Source organism: Amycolatopsis antarctica (assembly GCF_002262875.1).
Classification (GTDB): domain Bacteria; phylum Actinomycetota; class Actinomycetes; order Mycobacteriales; family Pseudonocardiaceae; genus Amycolatopsis; species Amycolatopsis antarctica.
Genome location: NZ_NKYE01000001.1, coordinates 678,714 through 692,303, shown reverse-complemented (window position 1 = coordinate 692,303; position 13,590 = coordinate 678,714). Strand labels below are relative to the sequence as shown.

The 13,590-nt window shown below is 73.0% G+C and carries 15 protein-coding genes and 1 other RNA gene; 7 read left to right on the top strand and 9 right to left on the bottom strand.

Going from position 1 to position 13,590, the window contains the following annotated elements:
• Position 1: 1 nt before the first annotated feature.
• The 4 genes from CFN78_RS03360 to rnpB all read right to left on the bottom strand — a co-directional run bounded on the left by CFN78_RS03360 (position 2) and on the right by rnpB (position 2,575).
• Positions 2-502 (bottom strand): hypothetical protein, encoded by a 501-nt coding sequence (locus CFN78_RS03360; protein WP_094860987.1) that lies wholly within the window; start codon positions 500-502, stop codon positions 2-4.
• Between the two features lie 15 nt (positions 503-517).
• Complete coding sequence (locus CFN78_RS03355; RefSeq protein ID WP_094860986.1) at positions 518-784, bottom strand: hypothetical protein; 267 nt, start codon at positions 782-784, stop codon at positions 518-520.
• Between the two features lie 497 nt (positions 785-1,281).
• Entirely contained in the window at positions 1,282-2,148 is an 867-nt protein-coding gene (locus CFN78_RS03350) for an SCO6745 family protein (protein ID WP_094860985.1), read from the bottom strand.
• A 38-nt stretch (positions 2,149-2,186) separates the two neighbouring features.
• Positions 2,187-2,575: RNase P RNA component class A (rnpB, locus tag CFN78_RS03345), an RNA gene on the bottom strand.
• 122 nt (positions 2,576-2,697) lie between these two features.
• Between rnpB and CFN78_RS03340 the strand changes: the two genes are divergently transcribed.
• Together CFN78_RS03340 and CFN78_RS03335 are read left to right on the top strand one after the other, a co-directional pair.
• A complete protein-coding gene (locus tag CFN78_RS03340) occupies positions 2,698-3,969 on the top strand; it encodes an ArsB/NhaD family transporter (RefSeq protein WP_165777419.1) in 1,272 nt (423 codons plus the stop codon).
• Between the two features lie 29 nt (positions 3,970-3,998).
• Complete coding sequence (locus CFN78_RS03335; RefSeq protein WP_094860983.1) at positions 3,999-4,430, top strand: universal stress protein; 432 nt, start codon at positions 3,999-4,001, stop codon at positions 4,428-4,430.
• 17 nt (positions 4,431-4,447) lie between these two features.
• Here the strand turns inward: CFN78_RS03335 and CFN78_RS03330 are convergent, their stop codons facing one another.
• Genes CFN78_RS03330 through CFN78_RS03320 form a run of 3 tightly spaced genes read right to left on the bottom strand, consistent with a single transcriptional unit; the run spans position 4,448 to position 7,139 of the window.
• Positions 4,448-5,569: a bifunctional RNase H/acid phosphatase gene (locus CFN78_RS03330; protein ID WP_094860982.1), complete on the bottom strand. Its 1,122-nt coding sequence runs from the start codon at positions 5,567-5,569 to the stop codon at positions 4,448-4,450.
• Positions 5,566-6,303: a zinc ribbon domain-containing protein gene (locus CFN78_RS03325; protein WP_094860981.1), complete on the bottom strand. Its 738-nt coding sequence runs from the start codon at positions 6,301-6,303 to the stop codon at positions 5,566-5,568. Before CFN78_RS03325 ends, CFN78_RS03330 begins: the two co-directional genes overlap by 4 nt.
• On the bottom strand, positions 6,300-7,139 hold the full coding sequence (locus CFN78_RS03320) for a Nif3-like dinuclear metal center hexameric protein (RefSeq protein ID WP_094860980.1): 840 nt from the start codon (positions 7,137-7,139) through the stop codon (positions 6,300-6,302). Before CFN78_RS03320 ends, CFN78_RS03325 begins: the two co-directional genes overlap by 4 nt.
• Positions 7,140-7,386: 247 nt before the next feature.
• On the opposite strand from CFN78_RS03320, the gene CFN78_RS03315 reads away from it, so the two are divergent.
• The 3 genes from CFN78_RS03315 to CFN78_RS03305 all read left to right on the top strand — a co-directional run bounded on the left by CFN78_RS03315 (position 7,387) and on the right by CFN78_RS03305 (position 9,721).
• Positions 7,387-7,863 carry a low molecular weight protein-tyrosine-phosphatase gene (locus CFN78_RS03315; protein ID WP_276307317.1) on the top strand — a complete coding sequence of 159 codons (477 nt, stop codon included), beginning with the start codon at positions 7,387-7,389 and terminating at the stop codon, positions 7,861-7,863.
• 112 nt (positions 7,864-7,975) lie between these two features.
• Positions 7,976-8,839, top strand: coding sequence for a fructosamine kinase family protein (locus CFN78_RS03310; protein WP_094860978.1), 864 nt, complete (start codon positions 7,976-7,978; stop codon positions 8,837-8,839).
• 30 nt (positions 8,840-8,869) lie between these two features.
• Complete coding sequence (locus CFN78_RS03305; RefSeq protein ID WP_094860977.1) at positions 8,870-9,721, top strand: SURF1 family cytochrome oxidase biogenesis protein; 852 nt, start codon at positions 8,870-8,872, stop codon at positions 9,719-9,721.
• Between the two features lie 15 nt (positions 9,722-9,736).
• Here CFN78_RS03305 and CFN78_RS03300 read toward each other — a convergent pair whose 3' ends face one another.
• Positions 9,737-10,681 (bottom strand): cobalamin biosynthesis protein CobD/CbiB, encoded by a 945-nt coding sequence (locus tag CFN78_RS03300; RefSeq protein ID WP_094860976.1) that lies wholly within the window; start codon positions 10,679-10,681, stop codon positions 9,737-9,739.
• 67 nt (positions 10,682-10,748) lie between these two features.
• Complete coding sequence (locus tag CFN78_RS03295; protein WP_094861122.1) at positions 10,749-11,444, bottom strand: FadR/GntR family transcriptional regulator; 696 nt, start codon at positions 11,442-11,444, stop codon at positions 10,749-10,751.
• Positions 11,445-11,617: 173 nt separating this feature from the next.
• Between CFN78_RS03295 and CFN78_RS03290 the strand changes: the two genes are divergently transcribed.
• Together CFN78_RS03290 and CFN78_RS03285 are read left to right on the top strand one after the other, a co-directional pair.
• Positions 11,618-12,127 carry a gluconokinase gene (locus CFN78_RS03290; RefSeq protein ID WP_094860975.1) on the top strand — a complete coding sequence of 170 codons (510 nt, stop codon included), beginning with the start codon at positions 11,618-11,620 and terminating at the stop codon, positions 12,125-12,127.
• Positions 12,124-13,521, top strand: coding sequence for a GntT/GntP/DsdX family permease (locus CFN78_RS03285; RefSeq protein ID WP_094860974.1), 1,398 nt, complete (start codon positions 12,124-12,126; stop codon positions 13,519-13,521). The genes CFN78_RS03290 and CFN78_RS03285 overlap by 4 nt, the downstream gene beginning before the upstream one ends.
• The last annotated feature ends 69 nt before the right edge of the window (positions 13,522-13,590 follow it).

Here is a 13,590-nt window from a genome sequence, read left to right as displayed (position 1 = left end):
ACTACCTCCCGGCCGGGGCCGCAGTACGGCCACGGCGCTTTCGTGCGGTGTACTGCTCTGTCCGGAGGGACTGCTCTGTCCGGGGCGGCCGGGTCCGCTGTTGCCGCGCCTGGCCCTCCCGGGCCGGGCGGGTCTTGGGGCGGGGCCGGTCGCGGCGCACCCGCACCTTGCCGGCGCCCGCGGCGCCACCGGTCCCGGTGGCGCGTTCACGAGGCGTTCTCAGCTCCTGCACCCACATTCCGAAGACCGCGCCGAGCGGCCGCTCGTGGCTGATCTTCGCGGTGATCAGCCTGGTGACCAGGATCGTGATGATGAACGCCCACGCGGTCGAGAAGAACCCGAAACTCAGCCCGAGCTGCCGCTCGACGCCGAGCACCACCAGGAAGACGGGAATGCCCACGGCCCACGCCACGTAACGGGCGCGCCAGGGGAACGTGGCCTTCGGTGGGCCGAGCCATACGGCGTCGACCCGGTAGACCTCGTCATCGGTTCTGATTCGCAAGCCGAGTCACCCAGCTCAGCCGGTGAACAGGCCGGCGATCCATTCGCCGACGTTCACACCCAGACCGCTGACGGCCAGGCCGATGATCGCCAGCGCGATCACCACACCCGCGAGGCGCCGCATGACACCGGCGTTGTCGCCCTTTCCGCCACCCAGCCAGAGCAGCAGCAGGGCTACGGCGAGCAGTACCAGCGGGACGATGTTGTCCAGCAGCCAGGTACGGACCCCGCCCGTGCCGAGCTGTCCGTCCTGCGCCAGTACCGCCAGGGTCATCGTGGTCATCGCTACTCCAGGGTGCGCGGAGCGTTGGGATGCGGGGCCGTCTGCAGCCCGCCCCGCGGTGGTTCCAGGGACATCATGGCTTACTTCATGTAATCGTCAAAGTGCACTCTGCTAATGAGACCTGCCTGTTCGAGGCCATACTGCGGCCATCTTCACCGATTCAACGCGTCATCCATCATGAAGGCACAAGGCTCCAGTAATAACCCCGGACACCCGGATTTCGTAGCGTGGGAAGCACCTCACCCGCTGGCGACCGTGGTTCTCACTCTCGGTGCAGGCTCCTCGGCCCAATCCGGGCGCGAACAGTGAATCATGCCCCGAACGGCCGCAGGAAAGAAGGCCACCGGTCACCGCTTTCCACACCTGCGGTCCACCTCGGCGAGAGCGTGAATTCCGCTCGCGGTCACTCGCCGCCACCTGAAGCGGTGTCGCACTCGCACTCAGTGTGACGATTTACCCGATCCGGCGATTTTGCCTCCGGTACGGGGCCCGGGCGGTCAGCGGTCGGCGAAGACGCCCGCCGGGAAGGCCCCGGCGGCGACCGCGGTCCGGCTCAGCTCGCGGCCGAGCTCGTGCAGGCGTGCGCAGCGCTGTTCGCCGAGCAGCAGCCACGGCGCCAGCGCCGAGCGTCCGGTGTCCAACTCGATCTCCTCGCGCTGCGCGGTGCCGTGCGCGGTGAGGCCGCCGTCGGCGTCCAGCACGTCCTCGTCCCGGAGCTTCGCGACCGCCGCGTCCCACTCCTCGTCCGACCAGCCGCGCGTCTTCTTGGCCGCCTCCGGCAGGAAACCTCGTCCGGTGGCGGTGTGTGTCACCAGCGCTTCCAGGCCGGAGAGGCCACTGCGGACGAGGGCGGCGATGTGCCCGTCGCCGCGGTACTCGCGCAGCAGCGAGATCGCGTGCCACAGCACCAGGATCGGTTCGGCGGGCCAGTCGAGTTCGGCGTGGCCCGCGTAGAGCGGCCTGCCGTCGCCGGTGCAGGCCGCGGTGGCGGCCCTGGCGAGTTCGGCCGCCTCGGCGACCGTGGCGGAGTCGGCGAGCTCGTCACCGAGCAGCCTGCGCAGCGCGGCCTCGGCGGCCTCGAAGCGGGCGGCGACCAGCGTCGCCGGATCGGCCAGCGTCCAGGCTCTGGGGATGTGCCGGGCGACGAGCTCGGGGTTGAAGTTGTAGAAGGTGGCTGCCACGACGCCCGGCCCGACCGGGCCCATCGGCGCGGAGCGTCCGGCGAAGTAGGACATCCGGCCCGGCCGCAGGCCCGCCGCGGTGAGCCGTTCCTCCGTCTCGGGGGCGAAGTAGATCAGCGAGTGCAGCGGGTCGAGCACGCGATGGCAGCGGTGGGCGACCTTGACCGCGTCGTCATGATCCATGACACCGGACCCTACCCGAGGGTAGGAACCGGTGCGGGCGGACGAGCCGGCATGTAAGCCGGATCCTGTCCCCACGCCGCCTCGACGACGCGATGGGCGGCCATCCATCTCGGCCTGCCGTCGCCGGCAGGCTCCAGCGGCCTACCCGCAGGCTCGGACGGGCCGTCCTCGAACGCCTGCGCAGGAGCGTGCGCTCCCTCTTGGCCTTGCTCCGGGTGGGGTTTACCAAGCCATCCCGGTCACCCGGGATGCTGGTGGTCTCTTACACCACCGTTTCACCCTTACCTGGCGCGAACGCCAGGCGGTCTGTTCTCTGTGGCACTGTCCCGCGGGTCGCCCCGGGTTGCCGTTAGCAACCACCCTGCCCTGTGGAGTCCGGACTTTCCTCGACGCCACCAGGTGACGCCGCGACCGCCCTGCCGACTCGTCCGCCCCGCCAGCCTAACCGCGCCCCACCCGTGCGCCCACGCCGGACGCACACAGCCGGCCCGACCCGGTCCTGGCGTACCGGCCCCGGTCTCGCCGGTGGGGTCCGCGAAGGCGGCTACGGTGGGCGCCGTGTTCTCCGGGGCGGTGGCCGCCTGCCTGAGCGCCGGGCTGCTGCTGGTCGTGCTCGGCTTCGCCGTCGTACGCCCACGCGGGTTGCCGGAGGCGCTGGTCGCGGTGCCCGCGGCGGCGGTGACGCTGGCGCTGGGCCTGGTCGCTCCCGCCGCGGCCTGGGCGCAGGTGCTGGACCTGTTGCCCACGCTGGGCTTCCTCGCCGCCATCCTGTTGCTGGCGTACCTGTCCGGTGTCGAGGGCGTCTTCGACTGGCTGGGCGCCCGTCTCGCCACGGCCTGCCGCGGACGTCCGCGCAGGCTGCTGACGCTCACCTTCGCCGCGGCGGCCGGGACCACGGCCGTGCTCAGCCTCGACGCCACGGTGGTGCTGCTGACGCCGGTGGTGTTCGCGACGACGGCGGGCTTGCGCCTGCGGGCCCGTCCGCACGTGTACGCCTGCACGCACCTGGCCAACTCCGCGTCGACGCTGCTGCCCGTGTCGAACCTGACGAACCTGCTGGCGTTCTCGGCCTCGGGGCTGACCTTCGCCGGATTCACCGCGCTGATGGTGCTGCCGTGGCTGGTGACCGTGGCGATCGAACTGGCCGTGTTCCTCCGTTTCTTCGCCGCAGATCTGGCCGGGGTGTCCGACACGGGACCCGCGGCCGCGCCGGCCGCGCCGATGTTCGCGCTGACCGTGCTGGCGCTGACGCTGGCGGGGTTCGCCGTCTCCCCGCTGACCGGGCTCGCGCCGGGCTGGGTGGCGGCCGCCGCTGCCACACTGCTGGCGGTCCGCGCCCTGCTGCGCCGCACGGTGCGGCCGGTGCGGCTGGTCCTGGAGACGGGCTCGCTGCTGTGCCTGTTCGTGCTGGCGCTCGCGGTGGTGGTGGAGGCGGTGTCCGAACATCTGCTGGGCGGGGTGCTGCGCGCCGTGCTGCCCTCCGCATCGGGTCTGCCGCACCTGCTGCTCGCGGCCGCGGTGGCCGCGGTGCTGGCGAACCTGATCAACAATCTGCCCGCGACGCTGGTGCTGCTGGCGGTACTGGGTCCGGCGCCGCCGGTCGGCGTGCTGCTGGCCGTGCTGCTGGGGGTGAACATCGGCCCGAACCTGACCTACGTCGGTTCGCTGGCCACCCTGCTGTGGCGGCGGGTGCTCGTCGGGGCTGGGGTGACGCCGGCGTTGCGCGAGTTCCTCCGGCTGGGGTTGTGCACGGTGCCGCTGTGCCTGGCCGGCTCGGTCACCGCGCTGTGGCTCGGCCTGTCGGTGGCCGGGCTGGCCTGACTCCGCCGCTGCCGCCACAATCGGCTGCCATGAGCCGGGTGCTGGTGTGGCTGGTGGAGGGTACGTGGACGGCGTGCGTGGACGCGGCCCGCGGGCTGACGCCAGACGCGGAGTTCGTTCTGCTGCATGCCGTCGACCCCGAGGTGACGGAGGCCGTGCACGGCGCCTACGAGGGCCTGCTCTCGCGGCACGGGCACGATCCGGCGGAACTCGTCGAGGCGGCCTCCGGGCCCGCGGAACGCGAGCTGCTCGAGGCGGCGGTGGCCCGGCTGGGCCGTCCGGCCCGCACGGCGGCTCTGCGCGGACGGGTGGAGCACGCCGTGGTGGCCGCGTGCGCTCCCGGCGACGTTCTGGTGTGCGCCCGCGACGGCGAGCCCGGCCACTGCGGACCGGCGAGCCTCGGGCACCACACGCGCTACGTGGTGGATCACGCGCCGTGCGCGGTGTTCCTCGTCAGGTGAGCGAGTGGCCCGCTCGTTCACTCCAGGTGGGAGATGTCGTTGACCAGGCGGACGGAGGCGTTGCCGTCCGGGTAGAACTCCACAATGGACAGTGAGGCGAGGTCGAGGTGGAGCCGGTACAGCAGGGCGGGGCCCGCGTCGAGTCCCATGCGCAGCAAGGACTTGATCGGCGTGACATGGCTGACCACGATGACCGTGCCGCCGCCGTGCTCGGCGATGATCTCGTCGCGTGCCTGCCGTACCCGGTCGTGCACCTGGTCGAAGCTCTCGCCGCCGGGCGCGGGCACCGAGGCGTCGCGCAGCCAGGTGCCGTGGGGCGAGGGGTCGCGTTCGGCGGCCTCGGCGAAGGTCAGCCCCTCCCACTCGCCGAAGTCGGTCTCGATCAGCCCTTGGCGGGTCTCGACCCTGCCGCCGATCGCGTCGGCGACGGCCTGCGCGGTCTGCCGGGTACGGCGTAGCGGCGAGGCGATCACCGGCACCGGCTCGCCCTCGGTGACGACGCCCGGCATCGCGGCCAGTCGCTTCGCCGCGGCGGCCGCCTGCGCGGTGCCGCGCTCGGTGAGCGTGACGTCGCCGCGGCCGGAGTAGCGTCGGTCGATCGACATCTCGGTCTGCCCGTGCCGGAGCAGCAGCAGTTTCGTCGGCGTGCCGGTGGCGCCGGTCCAGCCCGAGGGCGAACTCCGGTCGGTCGCCCGCGCCGGCACGACCGTGTCCCGCTCCTTCGGCGGCAGTCCGGCAGCCTCGTCCATCGCCTCGTTGGCGAGCCCGTCGGCGTGCGAGTTCCGGGCTCTGGGGATCCACTCGTAGCGCACCCGGGAGAAGCGGGAGGCCACTTCTCTCGCCTCGGCCGCCAACACCTGGAGCCCGGCGTGCTTGATCTTCCAGCGTCCGGACATCTGCTCCACCACGAGCTTCGAGTCCAGCCGTGCGTCCACTGTGGACGCTCCGAGTTCGGCGGCGGCGGTCAGCCCGGCGATCAGGCCCCGGTACTCGGCGACGTTGTTGGTGGCGACGCCCAGCCCATCCTTGCGTTCGGCGAGGACGACCCCGTCCGGGCTCTTGACGACCGCGCCGTACCCGGCGGGGCCGGGGTTGCCGCGGGAACCACCGTCGGCCTCGACGACGACGTGCGAGGTCACAGACCGGACTCCGCCGTGCGGACCAGGATCGCCCCGCAGTTGTCGCAGGTGAGCACCTCGTTGACGGGCGCGGCCTTGATCTCGGCGACGGTGTTGCGGTCCATCTCCAGCCGGCACGCGCCGCAGCGCCGGGACTGCAGCAGCGCGGCGCCGATGTTCTTCTGCGCCCGCACCCGCTCGTACAGCTTCACCAGGTCCTCGGGGAACTGCGGCAGCAGCGCGGCCCGGTCGCCCTCGCGACGCGCCTGGGTGGTGTCGAGATCGGCAAGCGCCTCGTCCCGGCGGCTCGCGGCCTCGGCGAGGACCTGCTCGGCTTTGTCCACCTCGGCGCCGGTGCGCTGGGCGTCGAGCTCCAGTGCCTCACGCTGCTCCATCAGTTCCAGCAGGTCGTCCTCGAGCGCGCTCTGCCTGCGGCCGATGGTGGCCAGTTCGTGTTCGAGTTCGGTGAGTTGCTTGGCGGCGACCGAACCCGACTCCATCAGCTTGCGGTCCTTGTCCGCGCGGGCCCGCACCGACTCGATCTCGCGCTCCTGCCTGGCCACCTCGCGGTCCAGGTCCGAGTGCTGCATCTGGACGCTGACCAGTGCGTCCTTGCGCTCGCGCAGCGTCTTCTCCGCGGCGTCGATCTCGGCCAGCTCCGGCAGGGTCCGGCGCTTGTGGTCGACCCTGCTCAGCTCCGCGTCGACCTCGGCGAGTTCGAGAAGCCGGCGCTGTACGACCGATTCTGCCTTCACTGTGCGCTCTCCTTCTGTGCCCGGATGTTCCACGGATCGGTACACCGCGTGGAGACCAGCACGTCGACCGTACCGGGAAACGCGGACCGGACGACGTCCGCCGCCTGCGCGCACCACGGCCACTCGCTGGCCCAGTGCGTGAGCCCGACGAGCGCGGGCACGGTCCCCGGCGATTCCAGGTGCTCCCCCGCCGGGTGGTGCCGCAGGTCGGCGGTGACGTAGGCGTCGACACCGGCAGCGGTGGCGGTGTCGAGCAGGCTGTCGCCCGCGCCGCCGGAGACCGCGACCGTCCTGATCGGACGGTCCGGGTCGCCCGCGCCGAGGACGCCGGGCTCGGTGCGCGGCAGCGCCTCGGCGACCCGGCGGACGAAGTCGCGCAGCGGCTCGGCCGAGGGCAGCTCACCGATCCGGCCGAGGCCGGTGGCGGCGCTCCCGGTGTCCCCGGCGTGCGGGGCCAGCGGCCGCAGGACGCGCAGCCCGATCGCGCCGGCGAGTGCGTCGGAGACGCCGGGGTCGGCGGAGTCGGCGTTGGTGTGCGCGCAGTAGAGGGCGACGCCCGCGCGGATCAGGCGGTGCACGAGGGCGCCCTTCGCGGTGTCGGCTGGCACGCCGTGCACGCCGCGCAGCAGCAGCGGATGGTGGGCGACGATCAGCCCGGCACCGCCCTCGATCGCCTCGGTGATCGTCTCCTCGACCGGATCGACGCAGAACAGGACCCGGTCGACGGGCTCGGTGCGGTCGCCGCAGACAAGTCCCACCGCGTCCCAGGATTCGGCGAGCCGTGGCGGGTAGGCGGTCTCCAGCGCGTCGACGACGGCGGACAGTGGCGCGGGCATGCCGGGGATCCTCCCATGCGGCCACCGCCGGTCCGCCGTACGTCCCGCGGTCCGCCCCCGGCGGCCGGGACGCGGCGCTGCGGCCCCCTGCCAGGCGAAGAGTCCGGCCGGGGTAGCGAGTCGCCGCGCCGGAAGTCCTTGCCGCAGAAGCGATTGGGCGATGTCGCGCGGTGATGTACCCGTCTCCTCCGGCGTATCCGAGCACTCCCGGTGCCGCCACGGCCGTCCGCCCGGGCACACTGGCCGGGTGACCGCTTCCGTACCGCCGCACGTCTGTTTCGTCTGCACCGGCAACATCTGCCGGTCACCGATGGCGGCGCGTGTGTTCGCCGAGCACGTCCGCCGGGCCGGGCTCGCCGGCTCCGTCCGGATCACCAGCGCGGGCATGGGGCACTGGCACGTCGGCGATCCGGCCGACCCGAGGGCGGTGGCATCGCTGACCGCGCACGGGTATCCGGTCGAGCACGTGGCCGCACAGGTGGGCGACGATCACCTCGGTGCCGATCTGCTCCTCGCCGCCGACCGCGGGCACCTGCGCGACCTGCGGCGGATGGCCGCCGATCCCGCCCGGGTGCGGCTGCTGCGCGACTTCGACCCCTCGGCCCCCGACGGCGCCGAGATTCCGGACCCCTACTACGGCGACGGCGACGGGTTCGCCGAGGTGCTCGGCATGATCGAACGGTCCGTGCCCGGCCTGCTCGACTGGGTCCGCGAACCGCGCTGACCCCGGGCCCACCGCGATCGCGCACCGTCCTCGAACCGATCCGAAGGGAGGCGTCTCACGTGTGGTTCATCCGTACCCGGCCGGACCGGGGGCCGCGTCCGGAGCGAGTCCGGTGAACGGGCAGGCGGCCGTCGAACGGCACACCGGCGAACGGGTCACCGCCGTGTCCCCGCTGGGCGGCACGGCCGTGGCGTTCACCCTCGGCGACGGCAGGGAGGTGGTGGCCAAGCGGGGAGCCGGTCCCGGTGCCGCCCCGGCGGAGGCGACCGGACTGCGCTGGCTGGGCGCCCCCGGTGACGTGGCCGTTCCCCTGGTGCACGGGTATGACGAGGACTGGCTGGTCACCGATCTGGTGCGCCCAGGGTCGCCCGGAATCCCCGCCGCGGAGGCGTTCGGCCGCGGACTCGCTGCCCTGCACCTGCGGGGCGCACCGGCGTTCGGCTGCCCGCCGCCGGGCGGGCCCGCCGGGGCGTGGATCGGCCTGGCCCCGATGCGCAACGAGCCGCACGGCGACTGGCCCTCGTTCTACGCCGCCCGGCGGGTGCGCCCGTACGTGCGCACGGCCGTCGGCATGGGCCTGTTCGACGGTGGGCAGGCCGCCGAGTTCGACCGGCTGTGCGAACGGCTGCCGGACGCGGCCGGCGCGGACGAGCCGCCCGCCCGGCTGCACGGCGACGCCTGGAACGGCAACGTGCTGTGGGGTGCGGGCGAGCGCGTCTGGCTGATCGACCCGGCCGCGCACGGCGGGCACCGGGAGGCGGACCTGGCGATGCTGCGGCTGTTCGGCCTGCCGCTGCTGGACGTGGTGCTCGACGCCTACGCGGGCGCGGCCGCCGACGCCGGTTCACCGCTGGCGGACGGCTGGCGGGAGCGCGCCGGCCTGCATCAGCTCTACCCGCTGCTGGTGCACACCGTGCTATTCGGCGGGAGCTACCCGGAGCGGGCGCTGGCCGCCGCACGCGGGGCCGTGCGCTGAGCACACCCGGGCACCGCTTACCGTTGAGGGGTGCGGTGGAGGTTCCTGCTGAGGCCAGGCTGGCTGGCGTTGACGCTGGTGGTGTTCACGTTCGCCATCGCGTGCTTCACGCTGCTCGCCCCCTGGCAGTTCAGCCGGGACGAGGAGCGGCAGACGCAGAACGCCGCGCTGCAGGCCTCGTTCACCGGTGAGCCGCGGCCGCTGGCCGAGGTGCTCGCGCCCGCGGTGGCCCCGGACGAGCGCACCCAGTGGCAGCGGGTCGCCATCACCGGGACGTATCTGCCGGAGGCCGAGGTGATCGCCCGGCTGCGGACCGTGCAGGGCGAGGCGGCGTTCGAGATCCTCACCCCGATGCGCACCACCGACGGCCAGACCGTGCTGATCGATCGCGGTTTCGTGCAGCCGGACGACCGGTCCCGGGTCCCCGCGTACGCCCCGGCGCCGTCCGGTCCGACGCAGGTCGTGGCCCGCGTGCGGGTGGACGAGAAGGACTCGAGGGGCCGGGATGCCTTCGCCGACGGGTCGACCGACGGCAGGCTGCACTCGTACTCGGTGGATTCCCAGGTGGTGGCCCGCTCGACCGGCAACGACCTGCGTCCCGGCTACTTCCAGCTCGACGAGGGTCAGCCCGGCGTTCTGGCGGCGCTGCCGCTGCCGAAGCTGGAGGCGGGACCGTTCTTCTCCTACGCCCTGCAGTGGATGGCGTTCGGCGCGATGAGCGTCCTGGCGTGGCTGTACTTCACCGTGCGGGAGCTCAAGCCCGGCGGAACGCTGGCCACCGAGACGCCGAAGCCGGGCCGTCGCAAGTCCGTGGCGGAGATGGTGGCCGAGGACGAGCGCGCCGACGCGCGGGCGGCCGAACCCACCCACCCGGTCGCCTGACCGTTTCCGGGGACCTCAGCGGCCGCGGCGGCCCGCGAGCACGGCCAGCACCGCCGCGGTGACGCCGGCCAGCCAGCCGACCACGCGGGAGAGTTCCACGGCACGGGTGACGTGACCGGCGTCGGGGTTGCGGCCGTCGCCGAGCACCGGGATCTCCTCGACGCCGTGCGGGTAGACGGTCCGCCCGCCGAGCCGGATCTCCAGCGCACCCGCGAACGCCGCCTCGACGCGACCGGCGTTGGGGCTGGGGTGCACGGCGGTGTCCCGGCGCCAGGTACGCCAGGCCGCGCCCGCGTCCCCGCCGACGACGGGCGCGCCGGCCACGGTCAGCGCCGCCGCGACGCGGGTGGGCAGCAGGTGCACGGCTTCGTCCAGGCGCAGCGCGACCCAGCCGAACCGGCGGTGCCCGGCGGACTGCTTGGCGAGCATGCCGCGCAGCAGCGACAGCGCCCGCGAGCCGAACAGCCCCGGCACGCCCGCTACCGCGCCCCAGACGAGTGGGGAGACGACGACGTCGGAGGTGTTCTCGGCGAGCGTCTCGACCGAGGCGCGGGAGATGGCGATCGCGGTGAGGTCGCCGGTGCAGCGCGGGTCCAGCGTGCCGAGTGCCCGCCGGGCCGAGTCGAGGTCGCCGGTCTCCAGGTTCCTGGCCAGGCCGGTGCCCTCGACGGCGAGGCCCGCCCCGCCGAGTACGGCCCAGGTGGCGAACGCGGTGGTGGCGGCCTGTAGCACGGGACCGCGCCTGCCGAACCGTTCGGCCGCGACGCCGAGCAGCACGACCCCGCCCGCGAGCGCCGCGGTGTGCACGGCCCCGGCCAGTGGATGCGGGGAGTAGACGCGGTTCTCTAGCACCCGTGCGGCCTGGACGAACCGGTACACCGGCCGTCCCCGCTTCGGGTGACCGAGGGCGCCGTCCGCGGCAACCCCCAACAACAGTCCGATCGCGCGCCCCGCGCCCACCCCTGGCTCCCCTGCGCCTGTGCGGCCGGCCCGCGCCCGCCTGGTAGGGCGACGGTATCGAACGCCGTCAGTTCCCGCCGGGCGCCCCCGGGGCGGAGTCGAGCAGGACGTTCATCTCGGTGCCTGCCTGCACGACGATGTCGCGCATGGCCCGTTCGGCGCGTGGCGCGTCCCCGGCGTGCACGGCCTCGGCCACCTCCAGGTGCAGCGCGACGGCCTCGGGTTCCGGTTCGGGGGGCATCAGGCCGTGACCGGTGCGTCCGGCGAGCACCTCGCGGACGACCTCGGAGAGCTGGCCGAACATCGGGTTCCCGGACGCGGTGAGCAGCAGGTGGTGGAAGGCGACGTCGTGGCGGAGAAAGGTGTCCAGGTCGCGGGCCTTCGCGGTGGTGGCCAGCAGGGTACCGAGTTCGCGCAGCCGGGTGCGCTGGGCGGCGGTGGCGCGGTGGGCGGCGAGCCCGGCGGCGGTGGGCTCGACCGCGCGGCGCAGTTCGGTGAGCACGCGCAGCGCCTCGGTGCGGGTGCGGCCGTCGAGCTGCCAGCGGATCAGCCGGGGGTCGTAGTGGTTCCAGTGGCCGGGGGCGCGCACGGTGACGCCGACCCGGCGCCTGCTCTCGGTCAGGCCCATCGTCTCCAGCGCCCGGACCACCTCACGGGCAACGGTGCGGGACGCGCCGAAGCGTTCCTGCAGTTCCTCGAGGCGCAGCACCGAGCCCGGCGGCAGCGTGCCCTCGACGATGGACGTGCCCAGGCGGGCGAGCATCCGCGCGTGTACGCCCTCGGCCACGGCGACCCCCTTCGTACCGTCGGCGCCGGGAGCGCCACGGACCACTACCGTCGAATAAATACTACGTATCCCTTGTTTACGTAGTATCTTTTAGGTTAACTCTCGGGCCAGACGTTCACACCGGCGTCGCGGTCAGCGCGGAGGTAGGCATGCCAGTCATCGTCGTCATGGGGGTGTCGGGGTCGGGCAAGACCACGGTCGGCACCGCGCTGGCGGAGGCGCTCGGCGTCGAGTACGCCGAGTCGGATTCCTTTCACCCCAAGGAGAACATCGACAAGATGACGGCGGGCACGCCGTTGACCGACGAGGACCGGCTGCCCTGGCTGCGGTCGATCGCCGAATGGATCGGCGAGCGGCCGGGCGGCGTCGTCTCCTCCTCGGCGCTGAAACGCGGGTACCGCGACATCCTGCGCTCCGGCGGTGACGTCCTGTTCCTGCACCTGCACGGCGACCGGTCACTACTGGCGAGCCGGATGGGCTCCCGTTCCGGGCACTTCATGCCCGTCTCCCTGCTCGACTCGCAGCTCGCCGACCTCGAACCGCTGGACGACGACGAGCAGGGACTCACCGTCGACATCGCGGACCCGCCGGACGTGCTCGTCGGCCAGGCACTGGCGGCACTCGGCGTCCCGGCGCGGGCCCCGGAGGACCGGTCATGACGACGACGCTCGCCGCCACCTGGAGCGGCACCGACACCCGGCTGATCGGCGCGACCCTGCTGGCGATCGCGTTGATCGTCGTGCTGATCACCAAGTTCAAGCTGCACCCGTTCCTGGCCCTGATCCTCAGCTCCGGCGTGCTCGGCCTGGTCGCGGGCATGCCGGTGGACACGCTGATCGAGACCTTCACCAAGGGGGTCGGCTCGACGGTCGCCTCGGTCGGCGTGCTCATCGCGCTCGGCGCGATGCTGGGCAAGCTGCTCGCCGATTCCGGTGGCGCGGAACAGATCGTGGACACCATCCTGTCCCGCTCGGGACGCCGCACGCTGCCCTGGGCGATGGCGCTGGTGGCCGCGCTGATCGGTCTGCCGATGTTCTTCGAGATCGGCCTGGTCATGCTGATCCCGGTGGTGCTGCTGGTCTCCCGGCGCAGCGGTCAGCCGCTGATGATGCTGGGGATTCCGGCGCTGGCAGGCCTTTCCGTGCTGCACGGCCTCGTCCCGCCGCATCCCGGCCCGCTCGCCGCGGCCGGGGCGCTGAACGCCAACGTCGGCATCACGCTGGCGCTCGGGGTACTGGTGGCGATCCCGACGGTGATCATCGCCGGGCCGCTGTTCGCCAGGGTGGCGACCCGGCTGGTCCCGGACGCCGTCCCGCCCGCGCACCTGGTCCCCGAGTCCGCCGGGACCGGCGACGCCGAGGACTCCGGCGCGGCGGACGCGCGCAGGCCCAGTTTCCTCGCGACGATCTCCACCGTGCTGCTGCCCGTGGTGCTGATGATGGGCAAGGCGCTGGCCGACATCCTGCTGGCGGAGGACGACGCCACCCGGCGCGTGCTCGACTTCCTCGGTGCTCCGCTGGTCGCCCTGCTCGCCGCGGTACTGCTCGGCATGTTCACCCTCGGCCGGGCCGCCGGGTTCACCCGCGACAAGCTCTCCGGCACCCTCTCGGAGTCGCTGCCGCCGATCGCCGGGATCCTGCTGATCGTCGGCGCGGGTGGCGGCTTCAAGGAGACGCTGGTGGAGGCCGGGGTCGGTGACGTGATCACCCGCCTGGCGACGGGGGCGAACTTCTCGCCACTGCTGCTGGGCTGGCTGGTCGCGGTGGCGATCCGGCTGGCCACCGGCTCGGCGACGGTCGCCACCGTCTCCGCGGCCGGGATCGTGGCCCCGCTCGCCGCCACGCTCGACCCGACGCAGGGTGCGCTGCTGGTGCTGGCCATCGGTGCGGGGTCGCTGTTCTTCTCGCACGTCAACGATGCCGGTTTCTGGCTGGTGAAGGAGTACTTCGGGCTGACCGTCGGGCAGACGATCAAGAGCTGGTCGCTGATGGAGACGGTGATCTCGGTGGTGGCGATCGCGTTGATCCTGCCGCTCGGCGCGCTGCTGTCCTGACCGTGCCCCATCGGGCAGCCGGAGCCTGTCGCTCGCGCGGCTGCGGCGTCGTGTCGTCCCGCCCGGTCC

Excerpts from the sequence above, each read along its gene's own strand:
- CFN78_RS03355 (WP_094860986.1), bottom strand. The coding sequence starts at position 784 with ATGACCACGATGACCCTGGCGGTACTGGCGCAGGACGGACAGCTCGGC.
- CFN78_RS03350 (WP_094860985.1), bottom strand. The coding sequence starts at position 2,148 with ATGGATCATGACGACGCGGTCAAGGTCGCCCACCGCTGCCATCGCGTG.
- CFN78_RS03335 (WP_094860983.1), top strand. The coding sequence starts at position 3,999 with ATGAGCCGGGTGCTGGTGTGGCTGGTGGAGGGTACGTGGACGGCGTGC.
- CFN78_RS03320 (WP_094860980.1), bottom strand. The coding sequence starts at position 7,139 with ATGCCCGCGCCACTGTCCGCCGTCGTCGACGCGCTGGAGACCGCCTAC.
- CFN78_RS03295 (WP_094861122.1), bottom strand. The coding sequence starts at position 11,444 with ATGCTCGCCCGCCTGGGCACGTCCATCGTCGAGGGCACGCTGCCGCCG.
- CFN78_RS03290 (WP_094860975.1), top strand. The coding sequence starts at position 11,618 with ATGCCAGTCATCGTCGTCATGGGGGTGTCGGGGTCGGGCAAGACCACG.
- CFN78_RS03285 (WP_094860974.1), top strand. The coding sequence starts at position 12,124 with ATGACGACGACGCTCGCCGCCACCTGGAGCGGCACCGACACCCGGCTG.